This window comes from Methanopyrus kandleri AV19 (genome assembly GCF_000007185.1).
GTDB classification, from domain to species: domain Archaea; phylum JAADCQ01; class Methanopyri; order Methanopyrales; family Methanopyraceae; genus Methanopyrus; species Methanopyrus kandleri.
Genome location: NC_003551.1, coordinates 1,618,920 through 1,634,492, shown reverse-complemented (window position 1 = coordinate 1,634,492; position 15,573 = coordinate 1,618,920). Strand labels below are relative to the sequence as shown.

The following is a 15,573-nucleotide window of genomic DNA, read 5'->3' as shown; positions in this document are numbered from 1 at the left end:
CTCAAATCGTTACAAGGATCGTAACATTATTGCGGATTGGGTCCATCGGGGGCCGCTAAATCCAAGAGCTGACTTTCCTCGGTGCGGTGGTTTTTTCGGTACTGGCGCCTTTCTCGGTAGCGTCCGGTTTCTTGGTGATGGACAGCATCACGTGGCCTTGACCCGTGAGCCTGAGGAAGTCACCGACGTTCTCCGTGTGGATGTTCCACCAGCACAGGATGCTCCCCGCCTGTACGTGTGCGGTGTCCCCTTCCAACTTCAGCGACGCTACTACGGGGCTCGAACACGCGAGAACCACGATGTCTGGTCCTACGCATTCGACCACGGTAATCTCGTCGTTCTTCAGTTCTATGGTCTCAAAGTCGAGACAGGCGAGGAGACGATCCGTATTTACGACGATCCGTTCGCCCTCTTCGACCGCCAGCACCCGCAGGTACGGATCACCGACCATCACGACCTCGCTCTCCCGGGCGGCGATCGACATGAAACCGTCGAGGTCGTTGAGCGGTTCCAGGGATGGCCTACCTCGGAAGGCTACGATATTGCTCCTACGGGAGATGACCCTAGCTCCGTTGATCTTAATCTTACAGAGTGAAGTCAGCTGTGGGGGAAGATCCGACGGGTGTAGGACTTCTACAGATACACCGCCGTGCTTCCCTACCGACACGGGTCGGACCAATTTTACGACGACGCCCCCTTCAGCTGGGTGGTCCCCATCATGCCCGGGAGGGTCAGCCGGGATGACAATCATCACCTGCGGGCGGGTCACACTTCATCCTCCGGGACGTCCAGCACGCCTACTTCGGCCCCGGCTCTCAGAAGGGCCCACGCGTAGGACAGACATGTGAAAGCCTCCACCATCTCGCCCCTGTCGAGGAAGTACCGAGCATCGTAGAAGTACCTGCTCGCCAGGTCTAGCAGACGCTCTCCGGCACGGTCTCTGGGTTTGCATTCGTTCAACACGCTTGGGAGTTTGGAGATATATTTTTCGATTTTCTCGCCGAGGTGCGCAGCTACCTCACGATGGTTCCCCTCCCCTCGAGCAACCCTTCCAGGTTCGTGATCACGGCCTCTCGGCATCCCGCCTCCACCGCCATCTTGGCGGCTTCGAGCTTCGGCACCATACCTCCGGTGACGATTCCCTTTTCTTCGAGCTCCTCGACGTCCTCCGGGCGCACCCGCTCGATAAGGGTCTCGGGGTCGTCCAGATCTTCCAGGACCCCGGGTACGTCCGTCAGCAGTACGAGCCGATCCGCACGCACCGCTCCGGCGATGGCCCCCGCGGCTGTATCGGCGTTCACGTTGTACACGGTCCCGTCTTCGCCCGCCCCAAGGGGGGCGACCACCGGGACGTACCCGGCGTCCAGCAGTGATTCGAGTAGCTCGGCGTTGACGCGCTTGACGTCACCCACGTACCCGAGATCCACCTCCTCCCCGTCGACTACCTCCGATCTCTTCTCGGCTATCAGGAGACCGCCGTCGACCCCGGACAAGCCCAACGCGTTGATGCCCTCCGAGCGCAGCTCAGCCACCAGACGCTTGTTCACTAAACCGGCCAAGACCATCATCACCACCTGCAGCGTCTCCCGGTCGGTGACCCTGAGCCCGCGGACGAACCTCGGTTCTAGTCCCATGCGCTCCATCACGTCCGAGACCTCCGGACCGCCACCGTGCACCAAAATGGAATCGTCGATGACCCGGGCTAGGTCTTCAACACGGTCCAGTACCTCTCCGCCCACCTTGATGACCTCCACCGTATCACCCGCCGGGGTGGCGATGCATGGAGAACCAGCTGCTGGCGGTTAAAGCCTTGGTCCTCGTGGAAACCCGAGGAATGCCGATACCCGAGGCCGTGGAGCGTACCTGCCGGGACCGTCCGATCGACGTCCGACGGTCCGTGCAGGCGTTCGTGTACGAGACGATCAAGCGGCGGAACCTACTGGACGAGCTCGTGGCGGCGGGCTCGGACGCACATCCCGAGGACGTGAGGTCGCCCTACGTGCGCCAGATCCTCAGGGTCGGCACCCTGGAGATGAAGATCTGGAGAAACCCTCCACCCGCGGTGACCGACTGCATGGTCAGGATCGCGAAGAGGTTAGTAGGGAGCAAGGCGGGAGCCTTCGTCAACGCCGTGCTCCGCGGCGTGGAACGCGTCTCCGTGAAGGACGTGCTGGAGGATCGCCCGTGGACGGAGCGCCTCGCACTGAAGTACGGGCATCCCGAGTGGTTCGTCCTTTACGTGCTGGATTTGTTCGAGGGTGATCGGAGTAGGGTCGAGCTCCTCCTACGCGCGAACAACCGGGTGCCGCCGCAGTACCTCCGTATAAACCGGTTGAAGTTAGACCCGCTGGTCGCGGGTGACGTCCTGGAGAGAGAGTACGGTATCGTGACGGAGCCCACGTTCCTGGAGGAGGTGCGTGCGCTGGTCAGGGGCCGCGGATACGGATCGAGGGCTTGGCGGGAGGGACTGTTCGACGTGCAAGACCTCGCGTCGGCGTCCGCGTCCGCCGCCCTGAGCGCCGAGCCGGGTGAAACCGTGCTCGACGTCTGCGCGGCTCCGGGTAGCAAGACCACGCACACGGCGGAGCGCATGCTCGACGAGGGCGAAGTGTGGGCCGTGGACAGGTCGGAGTGGGGACTCCGGGTCCTGGAGCGCCGGTGCCGCCGGCTCGGGATCACCTGCGTCCGAACTATCTGCCGGGACGCCCGCGGGTTGACGGTGGACGACCTACCCGACGTTCCAGATCGTATCCTCGTGGACCCACCGTGCTCGACCACGGGGGTCTGGAACAGGAACCCGGACAGTAGGTGGAAGCCCAAGCCGTTGGAGCGGTTCGCAGAGAGGCAGTGGGAGATACTGGAGCCCGCGCTCCGTATCGCCGAGGAACACGGCTGCACGCTGGTGTACTCGACGTGCTCGGTATCGTGGGAGGAGAACGAGGCTATCGTGAAGCGCGCCTTGGAGGAGTTCGACGTGAAACTGGTCGACGCCGGCGTACTAGGGTCCCCCGGGATCGAGGAGTTCCGAGGGGAGCGGTTCTCTGGGTACAAGAAGGTGCGGCGGTACTGGCCGTTCAGGCACGACACGGCAGGATTCTTCGTCGCGAAGATGAAGGGAAAAGGGTAGGAAAGAAAAAATAGGAAAGAAAAATCAGTCGTAGACGAAGAGTGTCGGGGTCCCCTCTCCCGAGGACCTGTCGAAGAGCCATCCGAGGTCCACGGAACCCGAGACCCAGTCGGGTAGGTTACCTGGGTCGGCGGCGTCGACGAACTCTACCGTTATGCTCCCACCCGATTCCTCGCACCTGATCACCAGGAGCTTCCCACCCGCGACGTAGAAGTCCGACCTCGGGTCCGGGTCCAGGCCCCAGACGACGAGTGCGCCGTCGTAGGGACGGCCCGTGAGCTGGTGTTTGTACTTCTTCGCGTTATCTTTCCATCTCACGTCCCGCTCTACGACATCCAGATGCTCCGGACGGATCCTCTCGAGCTTGAGTCCGACGAAGGGATAAACGATCTTGGCCGCGGCGTCGGGATCCTCGAAGGTCAAAGCGGTGAACCCTCGGTACTCCTCGACGTACCGGTAGGCCCTCCCGTTCGTTGAACACGAAACCCTCATGGTTATCCTCTAGCTCGACGGTGAACCAGCGCTCACCGTTCTCCCGGTAGATGACGACCTCCGTCGGCCGATCGCCGTCCCAGCGCACCTCGAAAATCGCCGGACCTTTCAGACCCTCATCCCGGAAGAACCTCTGCTTGGCTTCCGACCACTGCGAGTTGAACTCTGAAACCAGTTGCTCGTAGTTCGCGTTACACACCTCGCAGTCGTCCGCCTTCGGGTTGATAGTATGCACCTCGCGCATGGCCCGAAGGCGTCGGAGGCTCGAGACGGTCAGGTTCCAGCTGGCCCCGAGCGCCAGCTTCTCGTTGGCGTACACCTTGCAGTGGATCCCTAGGTCACCTTCCCGCCGCCCTTCCGCCTCACGGACCTCGAACCCTAGCGAGGCCCACTCCAGTAGGACTTCCCGCTCGTTCTCACCTGCCGCGACCAGGAGATAGAGTTCCAAGTCGCGGTCGGAGAGTCCCCTCAGCGATCTGACACCCTCTTCGACTAGGTCCTTAGGGCTCGACACCCACGGGCTCGCGAGGCACACGAACTCCTCCGCTCCTTCGAGCAGATGGTCCAGCACTTTCTCCGAGAAGTCGTGGTCCGGTAATGCATCAGCGTCCTCCTCGCCCCAGGGTAGAACCTGAGATACCGTCTCGGCGATCGAGCTCAGGTACGTCGTGGGTGACTTGAGCTTGGAAGATGTCTCCTCGAGGATGCTCTCTCGGACGTCCTCGGATGGTGCCCCGACGGATCCCAGCACCCTCGAGATGCGGTCGGTGATCTCGTTCACGACCCATCCCTCGGAGCTGAACAAGTCGCTCACGCTCACGCCGCGCCTCCGGGCCTCTCGAAGGACTTCCCTAACGATACGCTCCGCCATCTGACGGACTTAGCGCCGGGTCGTTGGGTCCACCACATACTTTTCGATGACTAATGAAATGACGGTGCTGAGGACGTACTCCAGGATCACGTACTGGAGCATCTCCCCTCCGAGCCCCACGCGATCCCCGGAGGGAGAGTGTTTTAACGTTACCCGTCGGGCAGCGGCTGGGGGTTCCGAGTTGTCTGAGCGCGAGCAGCTCATCTACCTGAACGGCGAACTGGTCCCCCGGGAAGAGGCTAAAATCTCCGTCTACGACCACGGGTTCCTGTACGGCGACGGCGTCTTCGAGGGGATTCGGGCCTACGATGGCCGGATATTCAAGTTGGACGAGCACGTCGACAGACTGTACGACTCCGCAAAGGCCATCATGCTCGAGATACCGATGACCAAGGAGAAGATGAAGGAGGCCATCATCGAGACCGTACGGGCCAACGAGCTCCGGGACGCGTACATCCGGGTGGTGGTCTCGCGCGGCGAAGGTGACCTCGGGTTGGACCCGGAGAAGTGTCCGGAACCCAACGTGGTGATCATCGCGGAGCCGATGGAGCCGTTGTACGGGGACCTGTACGAGAAAGGGATCGAGGTGATCACGGCCTCCGTGCGTCGTATTCCACCGGACGCGCTCGATCCGAAGATCAAGTCGTGCAACTACCTGAACAACATCCTGGCGAAGATCCAAGCCAACCTGGCGGGCGCCGACGAGGCCATCATGTTGGACCACGAGGGCTACGTCTGCGAGGGTACCGGTGACAACGTGTTCGTGGTGGAAGACGGGACCGTGTACACTCCACCGGAGGACACTATTCTCCGGGGGATCACCAGGGCGACCGTGATGGAGATCTGCGAGGAGCTCGGTATACCCGTGGAAGAGAAGCGGATAACACTGGGAGAACTGTACGCGGCGGACGAGGTGTTCCTAACGGGCACGGCGGCGGAGGTGGCCCCCGTTAGGAAGGTCGACGGGCGGAAGATCGGCGAGGAGTGCCCAGGACCCATCACGAGGCGTATCATGGAGGCGTTCCGGGAGCTCACGAAGAAGGAAGGTACGCCGGTGTACGAGGAGTGACGGGGTCTCTCGTTGTCCCTCCTCAAGCTCGTTAAAGGCAGTCTCACGGTCCTCGTCGGCTCGTTGTTCCTTCGATTAGGAGGGTACGTGTACCGGCTCCTCGTGGGCCGCCTGCTGGGGCCCGACGGGTACGGAATAGTGTCGTCTACCATGGTGATACAGACCATCGTGATGTTCTTGGCTACCTTCGGGGTACCACCCGCCGTCGCGAGGTACGTCGCTAAGTACCACGCGCTCGGCGAGGGGACGAAGGTCCGCCAGTTCATCGTGATCCCGACGCTAGTCTTGGTTGCCTTGTCCACTCTCGCCGCATTGATACTGGCGTTAACCGCCCCGTACCTGGCCTCGTGGTACTTCCACAATCCGCGCCTCTATACGCCGCTCCTGATCATGGCCATAGGATTACCCTTTGCGGCCTTCGCTTCGTGCGTCCGGGGTGTTTTCCAAGGGTTCCAGGACATGCGCCGGTACGTCCTCACGCAGTTCGTCGAGCAGGGGACCCGAGTGGGTGGGGCACCCGCGCTCATCCTGGCGGGGTACGGACCGGCCGGTGCTGTCTTCGCCTCGGCGACGCTGGCGTACGCCACATCGGGACTCTACGGGGCGGCCAAGCTCAGGAGCGAGTACCTCCCGAAGATACCCAGGGAGGGTGAACCGCTCCCTTCGGACCGTGTCGCCAAGGACGCCCTAACTTTCGGCCTTCCGGTCGCGCTGACCGGTATCGCGGACATGATTCAGTCGAACGTCGACCTCCTGGCGATTGGGTACTTTCTGGGGACCCTTTGGGTCGGGTACTACGACGCGGCCGGTCCCATAGCTCGCCTTCCGACCACGTTGTGTGCGGCGGTGGCGACCGCGCTGCTTCCGGCGGCCTCCGAGGCCGAAGCCCTCAAGGACGAGCGAACACTACGCCAGTACGCCCATATAGCGATTAAGACGATGTGGACGTTGCTGATCCCGGTGGCGGTCCTGACGGGCGCGTTGGCGGAGCCCCTTATCACGCTCTTCTTCGGTCCCGCCTTTCGGCCGGGTGCCCAGGCGCTTTACGTGCTGCCAACCGCCATGGCTTTCATAGTGGTCTTCCGCAGCTGTGCGAGCCTGCTCCAGGGAATAGGGCGCGAGCGCCTGCCGCTGGTCGTTCTCTCGTTTTCGCTGGTCGCGAACGTAGTCCTGAACGCAATCATGGTACCGAAGTGGGGCATCTTCGGGGCTTCCGTCGCCACGGCGATCTCCGATTGGCTCGCGATGATCCTGATCGTCCGCGCGGTAATGGTACACGCCAAAGCTCATCTCAAGCTGAGATGGGCGCTAGTTCCCGTGATCGCAGGCGTTGCAGCATGGCTCACGACCGAGTGGTCCATGCTCTTCACTAACGGGGCTCTGCTGAAGCTGTTACTCGGATCTGCCGTGGGGACACTCACGTACTCGATCCTGCTTGTGGTGTTAGGCGGTGTGAGCGACTTAGAGTGGGAGTTACTGGAGAAGGGAGCACGTCGCGTTGGATCACCCGGAATTGTACGGGTCGTACGGCTCGCACGATCGCTGGACATTCTAGGACGCATTAAACCGTGATTCAGGGGTGGTCGGCCTTACGGCGCGGGAGACTCAACTTGGAGGCTGTGATCCGCGCCCTGGCCGCCGAGCGGATGGCATCCGAGCTGCCTCTCGTCGAGGTGGCGGCGCGGCTCGACGTTGACCCATCCACGGTCTCACATTACCTAAGCGGTGATTACCCGTCGGAAGAGACGCGTGACAAGGTACGTCGTGTGGTCGAAGAGACACCGCCCTTCGGACTTTGGCCCCAGCTCCGTGAAGCGTTGGGCGTGGACGTCGCTGCTGAGGCGTTGAAGTGGGTGATGGGTCCTCGGACCGAGGCGGAACCGGATGTCGACGACGAGAGGTGCCTAGCGTGCGGCCGGTGCTCCGAAATCTGTCCATCACCGGACGGTGAGTGCTTAGGGTGCGGAGAGTGCGTGCGGGCGTGTCCTTCGGGAGCTAGGTCACTCAGCGTCAGGTACCGCGGACTGGTCTATCGAGTCTTTTCACCCAAGTAACGCTCGGCGAGCTCGATCGCACGGTCGGCGGCTTTCGGTACCGCCTTACGGACGGGATCGGAGAGACCAGGTTGGACCTCGGGAATCGGTAGCTCTTTCACCTGGCATCCCAGTATCCGGAAGTCGATACCGATCCTCTCGTTGAGGTCCAGCAGTGCGGATTCTATGCTCCATCCGTGGGCGTCAACTGGTACTATGCGACAGTTGGGATCGAGATCCTCTGGGCCGAACTCCAGTAGTGTTCCCGGCTCCGCTCCCACGTCCACCGCGTCGACCACTACCATGTACTCGACCTTCGAATCCTCGTCGATTAGCGAGAACACGTTCTGCGGAGCGCCCGCTCCTGCGTCCAAGATCTCCACGTCCGGATGCTCCCATCCACGGCGCTCGATTTCTTTGATCACTGCTGGTCCGAACCCGTCATCTCCGAACAACTCGTTCCCGCACCCGACGATGAGGACGCGCCTTTGTAAGAACCTCAGCAAGCCCACGCCAGCCCCATGAGTGTGTCCAGTAGAAGCAGCTCTAACACTGTCCTTAGACAGGGACCTAGGGCTTCAATGAAGTTCTTCACGGCGGACTTCGTGATTTCCTCGAGCGTCGTTCGGCTCGATTCGGAGTCTAATCTCAAGGCCGACAGGACCGGTCGTGCTGCCTCGAAGATCGAATCGGCCACGGTGACGGCGAGATCGCACAGAACGCTCTTCCAGGCCGTGTAGGAAGGTTCGAGCAGCCAGTCTCGGAGTATTTGGAAGTAGGGAGAGTTGTACACGGCCACCCGGCGCTCGAGGACGTCTGCGCTCGGGTTGTCGGGGTACAGAAGTGCGAACGCGGTAATGAGTGAGGTTTCGACGTACCGCACGATGGCAGCACACCATTCGATCAGTGCTGGGAGGACCCTCTCGTCGTACAGCTCCTCGATCTTGCTGACCGTCAAATGTATCATCGAAGAGAAGTATTCTCTGACCCGATCGTAGACGTCACTCCCTAGCCTCGATTTCACCAACCTTTCCAGCCGGTCTCGCACGAGATACTCATCGATCGCATCGCGGACCTCGGAGGAGAGACGCTCGAGCATGGCTCGGGCAACGTTCCGTGGGTCGGGGAGTAACGATTCGAACGCCCGGAGAGCGGCCGTTTCGGTGGGTACGTAAACCGCGATCACGGCCGTCGGCTCACCGAATTTGTGCAGGCGGACGGCCTTGGTGCATCGCTGCATCATTTCGAGGTTCCAACCGAGCTCGAGAACGGCCGGTTGAAGGGTGATCTGCTCCCGTACCGGTAGACACAGGAGCAGTTCCGTGAGATGGTCGTCCAGTCGGAGCGGTGGTAACCTTAGGGGGAGCCGATCTTCCTCCCACGGTCGCACCTCGACGGTGGTGTCCTGAGGATTGTAGACTACGAGGCACCGAGTGCCTCCATGGCACGACTCCCCGACGAAAACGTCGGCCAGGTATCCCACCGCGGCCTCATCCGACGGGATTCCGAGACGCTCGAGGAGGGAGAGGGCTGCCTCCTTCCCCTCGTCGGTTAGTTCCACGTAGGCAGGAACTAGCGGACTCCCCTCGGGCGTCACCGGGACGGTATCCGGATGGACTTCCAGGTAGTGACTCGTCGGATCAGCCTGCGCGGGTGTCATCGGTAGCAGGAGCCATAGCAGGAGCCAGGTGTGCAAGGTCGAATCCCCTCGTTCGGGGGTGTTACTGTTGCGCAGGATAGCCCTGGAGCGCGCTGAGCGGCTGTTGAGGCTGGCCCGGACGGTGTACTACGAGGACCCGGACAGGGCACGGAGGTACGTGGAGCTCGCCAGGAGGATAGCTATGAAAGCTCGGGTTAAGCTTCCGAAGCATCTCAAGCGTAGCTTCTGTAAGCGCTGTAACACCCCACTCATCCCCGGGGTCACGGCCCGAGTACGCTTGAGACAGAACCGCATGCCCCACGTGTCGGTCACCTGCCTCGAGTGTGGCTATATATATCGGTATCCGTACTTACGGGAGGTAAAGGAGCGGAGACGCAGGCATATGGAGGGGGTGAAGGATCGTGACGCAGGTTAAACGCCTGAGCGGTAAGGAGCGTAGGGCACTCCGAGCCCGCGCGGTCCTGCTGGATCCCGTTGTGAGGATAGGGAAGAAAGGACTGACTTCCGGAGTCATCCAGGAAGTCGATCGACAGCTGGAGGAGCGCGGACTCATTAAGGTCAGGTTCGAGCGAAACATCCTACGTCGGTACGACCGGAAGGAGCTGGCCGAAGAACTCGCCAGGAAGGTCAACGCGGAGCTGATCGACGTACGCGGACGTACGGCAGTACTCTTCCGACCGAGAGAAGGATGGCGGAGGTTCCACGGGCTCTCCCGTTAAACCCATTAACGCGCCCTCTGCGGCCGGCGGAGGGGGGTTAGGTCCGTGTACGATGCCTACGTGGTGCCCGGATCGGAGCTCGTGGAGCGTCTGGCGGAGAAGCTCAAGGACTTCGAGGAGATCAAACCGCCCGAGTGGGCGAAGTACGTCAAGACAGGCCGCCACAAGGAGCGTCCGCCGGAGGATCCGGACTGGTGGTACATGCGAGCGGCATCGATCCTGCGCCGAGTGTACATGGACGGCCCGGTGGGAGTCTCCCGACTGCGCACGTACTACGGAGGTCGTCAGGACCGGGGAGCCCGGCCCGAGCGGTTCCGGAAGGGAAGTGGTGCGATCATCCGCAAGATCCTGCAGCAGTTGGAGGAGGCCGGACTGGTCGAGAAGACCGAAGAAGGCCGAGTGGTCACACCTGAAGGCAGGTCCCTCGTCGACTCAACCGCCCATGAGATCGCCAAGGAGAAGGGATACACGGATAAATTCACGTCTCCCATCTAACCGCCGATCGGGGGTAGGAGGTCGCCACTATGACCGACCCCGAGCTCGAGCGCATCCGGCGTAAGAAGATTATGGAACTCCAACGCAAGCTGGAGGAGTCGCAGGAGAAGAAGGTCGAGGAAGAGAGGGAGAAGAAAGCACTGGAGGAAGCCCAGCGCCGGGCGATGCTTCGTAGGATCCTGACCCCAGAAGCCCGGGAACGTCTGGCTCGAGTCCGGCTCGCCAGGCCACAGCTGGCTCAGGCGGTTGAAAATTACCTACTACAGCTGGCTCAAACGGGTCAGTTGAAGGAGAAGATCGACGAGGATCAACTCAAGAGAATCCTGAAACAGGTCTCGGACGCTACGCGAAAGGAGTATCGGATAAGGTTCAAACGGAAGTGAGGGGGGTAGTCGATTGGCCCGTGTGAAACCACTGGGTAAGAAACTCCGTATGGCCAAGGCGATCAAGCAGAACCGTCGCGTCCCACCGTGGGTTGTGGCTAAAACGGGTGGACGCGTCATCGACAACCCGAAGCGTAGGCACTGGAGGCGTAGCAAGCTGAAGCCGTAATGGGGGTATTGGGACGTGGCTGAAGTCGTCGACGAGCGTGTTTACACCGTACCGCTTCGCGACGCGAAGAAGGCACCGCTCAAGAAGCGCGCACCGAGGGCCGTCAAGGCGCTTAGGCAGTTCATCGAACGACACATGAAGGCGGAGGAGGTCAGGATCGGCAACGACGTGAACGAGAAGATCTGGGAGCGGGGCATCAAGAAGCCACCCTCTAAGATCAGAGTTCGCGCCGTGAAGTACGCGGACGGTACCGTCGAAGTCAGGCTGGCGGAGTAAGCATGACCGTAGTCAAGGCCTCGGTCCACGGGGACCCCAACATCGGGGCGTGGATAGCGGCCTCCGAGGAATACGCCGTCGTCGCTCCCAAAGTCCCGGACGACATCGTTGAAAGAGTGAAAGAAGCGTTGGACGTCGAAGTCGTTCGGACCACCGTGGCCGGCAGCAACCTCGTAGGCGCCCTACTGGCCGTGAACTCCAACGGCGCCCTGTTCCCTAGACACGCTCGGGAGCACGAGATACGGGTCGTCCGTGAGCTGGGCGTGGAAGTCGACGTGCTCCCCTCCAAAATGAACGCCGTCGGCAACCTCGTTCTCACTAACGATCACGGGGCACTGGTTCATCCGGATCTCGACGATCACGCATTAGAGGTGATCGAGTCAGTCCTCGGCGGGAGAGTGGTACGTGGTGAGCTCGGTGGTGTGAAGACCGTAGGGTCAGCGGGTGTGGCGAACTCTAAGGGGGCCGTGGTACACCCAGGAGCGACGGAGGAGGAAATGGAACGTGTCTCGGAGGTGCTAGGGGTGGACGTGGAGGTCGGCACAGTGAACCGCGGATCCCCCTACGTCGGTGTGGGTATCGTGGTGAACTCTAAAGGTGCTGTTGTCGGTGAGGATACGACGGGTCCCGAGCTCGCCCGTTTGGAGGATGCCCTGTACCTCATCTGAATCCGGGGGTATTCCCGATGTCCGAGGTGAAGGTGTTCGAGGTCCGTGGTACGTTCCGCATGGGTGACGAGCCTCGACAACCGTTCACGCGTCAGGTTCCGGCCACGTCCGAAGAGGAAGCGCTGGAGAAGGTGTACTCCGATCTCGGTAGCGAGCACGGCGTCAGCCGCATGGAGATTCAGATCGAAGAGATCCGGGAGATAGACCCCTCTAAGGTAGAGGATCCGATACTGAGGCGGCTTCTGGGTGTGGAAGAGTAATGGCGGAGAAGAAGAACGAGCAAGAGATCCAACAGGAACTACAGCGACTGATAGCCGAGATCAACAGACTTCAAGGGCAAATGGAGGCGATCAACGCGCAAATAGACCTCATAGAGTCCTCGATCAGTGAGCTGAACCGAGTCGAGGAGACCTTGAAGGGCGTTAAAGAGCTGGAGGGCGACGAGGAAGTCCTCGTACCCGTGGGTGCTCAGTCGTTCGTCAGAGCTTGTGTCACCGACACGGAGCGCGTGATCGTGGGTATCGGAGCCGGCGTGGCTGTGGAGAGAACGATCGATGAAGCACTCGAGAGCATCGACGACCAGCGGCAGGAGCTAGAGAAAGCCCGCGCGGAAGCACAGCAGAAGCTCCAGGAGCTGGCTCAGGAGTTGCAGGAGAAGCAGAGGAAGGCACAAGAACTTGCGCAGCAGCTCGAAGGTGCCCAGCGGATCGCCCAGCAGTCCGGTGGAGGGTAATCCTTCCCGAAACCCGACGTTTTTCGGGGGTGCCTTCGAGCTTGTTCGGCAAGATGAAGAGCGTTCTAAGCAAGGTAAAGGAGAAGGTGGCGAAGCGCGTGGAGGAGCGCGCAGAGGAGGCCGAGGAAGCAAAAGTTAAGGAAGTCGAAACGATGCCGGAGGACCTCAAGAAGCCCACGTTGAAGGAACGCCTGAAGAGGGTGGTCAAGCGTGAGGTTACGATCACAGAGGCCGACATCGAGGACATCCTCGACGAGCTGGAGCTGGAACTCATAAGCAACGACGTCGCGGTTGAAGTCGCCGAGAGCATCCGGGAGGAGCTCAAGAAAGAGCTGGTCGGCCGTCGGGTTAAGGGTAAATCGGAGATTCCTAAGGTCGTAGAGGAGGGCTTCCGCGAAGCGCTCCTATCGGTACTCGAGCCGAAGAAAGAGGTCGATCTCATGGAGACCGTTGAGAAGGCCCGGCAAGATGGTCGACCGGCCATCATCATGTTCGTCGGTGTGAACGGGAGCGGTAAGACCACCACCATCGCCAAGGTCGCGAAACTGCTCAAGGATCACGGTTACTCGGTCGTAATCGCCGCGGCCGACACGTTCCGGGCGGCCGCTATTGAACAGTTGGAGGAGCACGCGGAAAGACTCGGCGTCACCCTGATCAAGGGTGAGCGGGGAGACGATCCGACGGCGGTGGCCTTCAACGCTGTGCAGCACGCGGAAGCGAAGGGGAAGGACGTCGTCCTCGTCGACACCGCCGGACGGGCGTACACCGACGTTAACTTAATGGAAGAACTGAAAAAGATGAAGCGAGTTCTGGAACCGGATCTCGTCGTATTCGTAGGCGACGCACTGGCCGGAAACGACGCGATCGAGCAGGCTAAGACATTCCACGAATACGTGGGAATAGATTGCGCGATACTGACTAAAGTCGACGCGGACGCCAAAGGTGGTGCCGTACTTTCTATATCGAAAGTTACGGGAGCCCCCATCCTGTATCTGGGTGTCGGTCAGGATTACGACGACTTAAAGGCGTTCTCGCCGGAATGGTTCGTCGAGCGCGTAATTGGGGGGGAAGAATCGTGATAGGATTCGCCGATAGGCTTGCTGAAATCACCAAGAAGATCAAAGGAGCCTCGATAATCGATGAGGATTTCGTTAAGGAGGTGGTACGCGACGTTCAACGTGCGCTTCTGGAGGCGGACGTCGACGTAAAGCTCGTGCTAGAACTGAGCAAGCGCATTGAAAAGCGAGCCCTCGAGGAGGAACCACCCGCGGGAGTGCCGAAACGTGACTACCTACTGCGGATAGTGTACGAGGAGCTCGTGGAGCTTCTTGGAGGTGAGAAGACGGAAGGCCTCGACATCGACCTCTCCCGCGACGTGAACGTCATCATGCTCGTCGGACTGTACGGTATGGGTAAAACCACCACGGCCGCGAAACTGGCCAGATACCTCCAGCGGAAGGGATACCGTGTCGGGCTCGTCGGTGCGGACCCGTATCGTCCCGCGGCGGGTGAGCAGCTGCGTCAACTGGCCGAAGAGGTAGATGTCCCAGTCCACGTGGAGGACGTTGATGACGCCGTCGAGATGGCCGTCAAAGGTGTGGAGGCACTCAAGGACGAGTGTGATGTCGTGATCGTGGACACGGCGGGTAGGGACCGCCTGAGCGAGGACCTCATCGACGAGCTTCGGGAGATGGCGGAACGTATCGAGCCGCACGAGGTACTCTTGGTCCTGGACGCCACGGTAGGGCAGAAGGCGGGAGATCACGCGGAGGCGTTCCACGAGGCGGTTCAGCTCACGGGTGTGGTCATCACCAAGTTGGACACCGCGGCGAAAGGCGGTGGAGCGCTCTCCGCGGTGGCACGGACCGGAGCTCCGATCAAGTTCGTCGGTACCGGAGAACGCGTGGATGACCTGGAAGAATTCAACCCGAGGAGCTTCGTCGCGAGGCTCCTGGGCATCGGAGACATCGACGAGCTCCTGCGTCGGACCGAAGAGATGCTGGAAGAGGAGGAAAAGGCAGAGGACGTCCTGGAAGGAGAGTTCACCCTCAAGGACCTCTACGAGCAGCTAGAGGCACTGAGTAAGATGGGACCCGTCGACAAGCTCCTGCAGTACGTGCCCGGTATGGGAGGCGGAAGGAACGTTCGGAAGATCTCCCAGATCACCGAGGAGCGCCTGAAGAAGTACAAGGTCATTATGGACTCGATGACGGAGAAGGAGTTGGAAAATCCTGAAATTCTCAACAAGTCACGAATCCGGCGCATCGCCATCGGTTCGGGTACGTCAGAGCGCGACGTAATCGAGCTCCTGAACCACTACCGCATGATGAAGGACGTGATCGAGGACATCCAGAGCGGGAGGATCCCACGCATCGGCGGAGAGCTCGGAAGGGTAATTCGGAACGTACTAAGGGGGTAGACAGTTGTCGAAAGAGCGAGTATACAAAGCGTTTATCGTAGGCCTTCAAGAGGCCCTATTCGAGACTCACGGTGAAATGGCATTGGCGCTAAATAGAATTGCAGGTAGAGCAATGATGAAATACATAAAAGACGAGGAACTATTGGAAATAACTGGAGATACGGCTAATTCATTAGCACATGACGTGAAGAAAACCATAGAATCGCTTGGTGATATCGGTGATGTTCTAGCGGAAGAAAAGAAGAATACTGTTGAGCTGAGGATCGTCGAGTGTCCGTTTTCGGATGTGAAGCGGGAACTCTTAAAGCGTGACAAGGTCCCGGTGGTGTGCCCCTTCGCCTCCCTGGTGCTAAAAGCGACCGAGGAGACCTTCGGAGTCAGGATGAGAACCGCGAGCATCGACATCGATGAGGAAGAGTGTCGGTTTGTGATGGAGAGACTGGAGTGACTGTGCCCCGC

General features: G+C 60.5%; 23 protein-coding genes. 16 read left to right on the top strand and 7 right to left on the bottom strand.

Annotation, left to right across the window (positions count from 1 at the left end):
* Positions 1 to 55: 55 nt before the first annotated feature.
* The 3 genes from MK_RS08690 to argB form a co-directional block, all read right to left on the bottom strand.
* Positions 56 to 679: a hypothetical protein gene (locus MK_RS08690; RefSeq protein WP_011020001.1), complete on the bottom strand. Its 624-nt coding sequence runs from the start codon at positions 677 to 679 to the stop codon at positions 56 to 58.
* A gap of 86 nt (positions 680 to 765) precedes the next feature.
* Positions 766 to 1,080 (bottom strand): DUF357 domain-containing protein, encoded by a 315-nt coding sequence (locus MK_RS09345; protein WP_011020000.1) that lies wholly within the window; start codon positions 1,078 to 1,080, stop codon positions 766 to 768.
* Positions 1,014 to 1,754, bottom strand: a complete 741-nt coding sequence (gene argB, locus MK_RS08680; protein WP_011019999.1) for an acetylglutamate kinase — start codon at positions 1,752 to 1,754, stop codon at positions 1,014 to 1,016. The genes MK_RS09345 and argB overlap by 67 nt, the downstream gene beginning before the upstream one ends.
* Positions 1,755 to 1,780: 26 nt before the next feature.
* Here argB and MK_RS08675 point away from each other — a divergent pair, with 26 nt between their 5' ends.
* Positions 1,781 to 3,127 (top strand): transcription antitermination factor NusB, encoded by a 1,347-nt coding sequence (locus MK_RS08675; protein WP_011019998.1) that lies wholly within the window; start codon positions 1,781 to 1,783, stop codon positions 3,125 to 3,127.
* A 24-nt stretch (positions 3,128 to 3,151) separates the two neighbouring features.
* Here the strand turns inward: MK_RS08675 and MK_RS08670 are convergent, their stop codons facing one another.
* Positions 3,152 to 3,445 (bottom strand): hypothetical protein, encoded by a 294-nt coding sequence (locus MK_RS08670; RefSeq protein WP_011019997.1) that lies wholly within the window; start codon positions 3,443 to 3,445, stop codon positions 3,152 to 3,154.
* A complete protein-coding gene (locus MK_RS08665; RefSeq protein ID WP_011019996.1) occupies positions 3,429 to 4,490 on the bottom strand; it encodes a hypothetical protein in 1,062 nt (353 codons plus the stop codon). The genes MK_RS08670 and MK_RS08665 overlap by 17 nt, the downstream gene beginning before the upstream one ends.
* A 181-nt stretch (positions 4,491 to 4,671) precedes the next feature.
* Here MK_RS08665 and ilvE point away from each other — a divergent pair, with 181 nt between their 5' ends.
* From ilvE to MK_RS08650, 3 genes are read left to right on the top strand one after another with little or no spacing between them, the layout of a single operon-like run.
* Positions 4,672 to 5,559 carry a branched-chain-amino-acid transaminase gene (ilvE, locus tag MK_RS08660; protein ID WP_011019995.1) on the top strand — a complete coding sequence of 296 codons (888 nt, stop codon included), beginning with the start codon at positions 4,672 to 4,674 and terminating at the stop codon, positions 5,557 to 5,559.
* A 12-nt stretch (positions 5,560 to 5,571) separates the two neighbouring features.
* A complete protein-coding gene (locus MK_RS08655; RefSeq protein ID WP_011019994.1) occupies positions 5,572 to 7,131 on the top strand; it encodes a flippase in 1,560 nt (519 codons plus the stop codon).
* Between the two features lie 47 nt (positions 7,132 to 7,178).
* Positions 7,179 to 7,613 (top strand): 4Fe-4S binding protein, encoded by a 435-nt coding sequence (locus MK_RS08650; RefSeq protein WP_226988756.1) that lies wholly within the window; start codon positions 7,179 to 7,181, stop codon positions 7,611 to 7,613.
* On the opposite strand, the gene frhD is transcribed toward MK_RS08650, so the two are convergent.
* A complete protein-coding gene (gene frhD, locus MK_RS08645; RefSeq protein WP_158296004.1) occupies positions 7,589 to 8,098 on the bottom strand; it encodes a coenzyme F420-reducing hydrogenase, FrhD protein in 510 nt (169 codons plus the stop codon). The genes MK_RS08650 and frhD overlap by 25 nt on opposite strands.
* Positions 8,092 to 9,288: a hypothetical protein gene (locus tag MK_RS08640; protein WP_148679863.1), complete on the bottom strand. Its 1,197-nt coding sequence runs from the start codon at positions 9,286 to 9,288 to the stop codon at positions 8,092 to 8,094. Before MK_RS08640 ends, frhD begins: the two co-directional genes overlap by 7 nt.
* On the opposite strand from MK_RS08640, the gene MK_RS08635 reads away from it, so the two are divergent.
* Genes MK_RS08635 through MK_RS08580 form a run of 12 tightly spaced genes read left to right on the top strand, consistent with a single transcriptional unit; the run spans position 9,281 to position 15,562 of the window.
* Positions 9,281 to 9,667: a ribonuclease P protein component 4 gene (locus MK_RS08635; protein ID WP_011019990.1), complete on the top strand. Its 387-nt coding sequence runs from the start codon at positions 9,281 to 9,283 to the stop codon at positions 9,665 to 9,667. The genes MK_RS08640 and MK_RS08635 overlap by 8 nt on opposite strands.
* Complete coding sequence (gene yhbY / locus MK_RS08630; RefSeq protein ID WP_011019989.1) at positions 9,654 to 9,971, top strand: ribosome assembly RNA-binding protein YhbY; 318 nt, start codon at positions 9,654 to 9,656, stop codon at positions 9,969 to 9,971. The genes MK_RS08635 and yhbY overlap by 14 nt, the downstream gene beginning before the upstream one ends.
* A 45-nt stretch (positions 9,972 to 10,016) precedes the next feature.
* Positions 10,017 to 10,466 (top strand): 30S ribosomal protein S19e, encoded by a 450-nt coding sequence (locus tag MK_RS08625; RefSeq protein WP_011019988.1) that lies wholly within the window; start codon positions 10,017 to 10,019, stop codon positions 10,464 to 10,466.
* Between the two features lie 29 nt (positions 10,467 to 10,495).
* Positions 10,496 to 10,849, top strand: a complete 354-nt coding sequence (locus tag MK_RS08620; protein ID WP_011019987.1) for a DNA-binding protein — start codon at positions 10,496 to 10,498, stop codon at positions 10,847 to 10,849.
* A gap of 13 nt (positions 10,850 to 10,862) precedes the next feature.
* Positions 10,863 to 11,018 carry a 50S ribosomal protein L39e gene (locus tag MK_RS08615; RefSeq protein WP_011019986.1) on the top strand — a complete coding sequence of 52 codons (156 nt, stop codon included), beginning with the start codon at positions 10,863 to 10,865 and terminating at the stop codon, positions 11,016 to 11,018.
* Between the two features lie 15 nt (positions 11,019 to 11,033).
* A complete protein-coding gene (locus MK_RS08610) occupies positions 11,034 to 11,294 on the top strand; it encodes a 50S ribosomal protein L31e (protein WP_011019985.1) in 261 nt (86 codons plus the stop codon).
* Positions 11,295 to 11,296: 2 nt separating this feature from the next.
* Positions 11,297 to 11,962 (top strand): translation initiation factor IF-6, encoded by a 666-nt coding sequence (locus tag MK_RS08605; RefSeq protein ID WP_011019984.1) that lies wholly within the window; start codon positions 11,297 to 11,299, stop codon positions 11,960 to 11,962.
* 17 nt (positions 11,963 to 11,979) lie between these two features.
* Positions 11,980 to 12,222 carry a 50S ribosomal protein L18Ae gene (rpl18a, locus tag MK_RS08600; protein ID WP_011019983.1) on the top strand — a complete coding sequence of 81 codons (243 nt, stop codon included), beginning with the start codon at positions 11,980 to 11,982 and terminating at the stop codon, positions 12,220 to 12,222.
* A complete protein-coding gene (gene pfdA, locus MK_RS08595; protein WP_011019982.1) occupies positions 12,222 to 12,695 on the top strand; it encodes a prefoldin subunit alpha in 474 nt (157 codons plus the stop codon). The genes rpl18a and pfdA overlap by 1 nt, the downstream gene beginning before the upstream one ends.
* A 41-nt stretch (positions 12,696 to 12,736) precedes the next feature.
* On the top strand, positions 12,737 to 13,774 hold the full coding sequence (gene ftsY / locus MK_RS08590; protein ID WP_226988643.1) for a signal recognition particle-docking protein FtsY: 1,038 nt from the start codon (positions 12,737 to 12,739) through the stop codon (positions 13,772 to 13,774).
* Positions 13,771 to 15,114: a signal recognition particle protein Srp54 gene (locus MK_RS08585; protein WP_011019980.1), complete on the top strand. Its 1,344-nt coding sequence runs from the start codon at positions 13,771 to 13,773 to the stop codon at positions 15,112 to 15,114. Before ftsY ends, MK_RS08585 begins: the two co-directional genes overlap by 4 nt.
* Positions 15,115 to 15,118: 4 nt before the next feature.
* Entirely contained in the window at positions 15,119 to 15,562 is a 444-nt protein-coding gene (locus tag MK_RS08580) for a hypothetical protein (RefSeq protein WP_148679861.1), read from the top strand.
* The last annotated feature ends 11 nt before the right edge of the window (positions 15,563 to 15,573 follow it).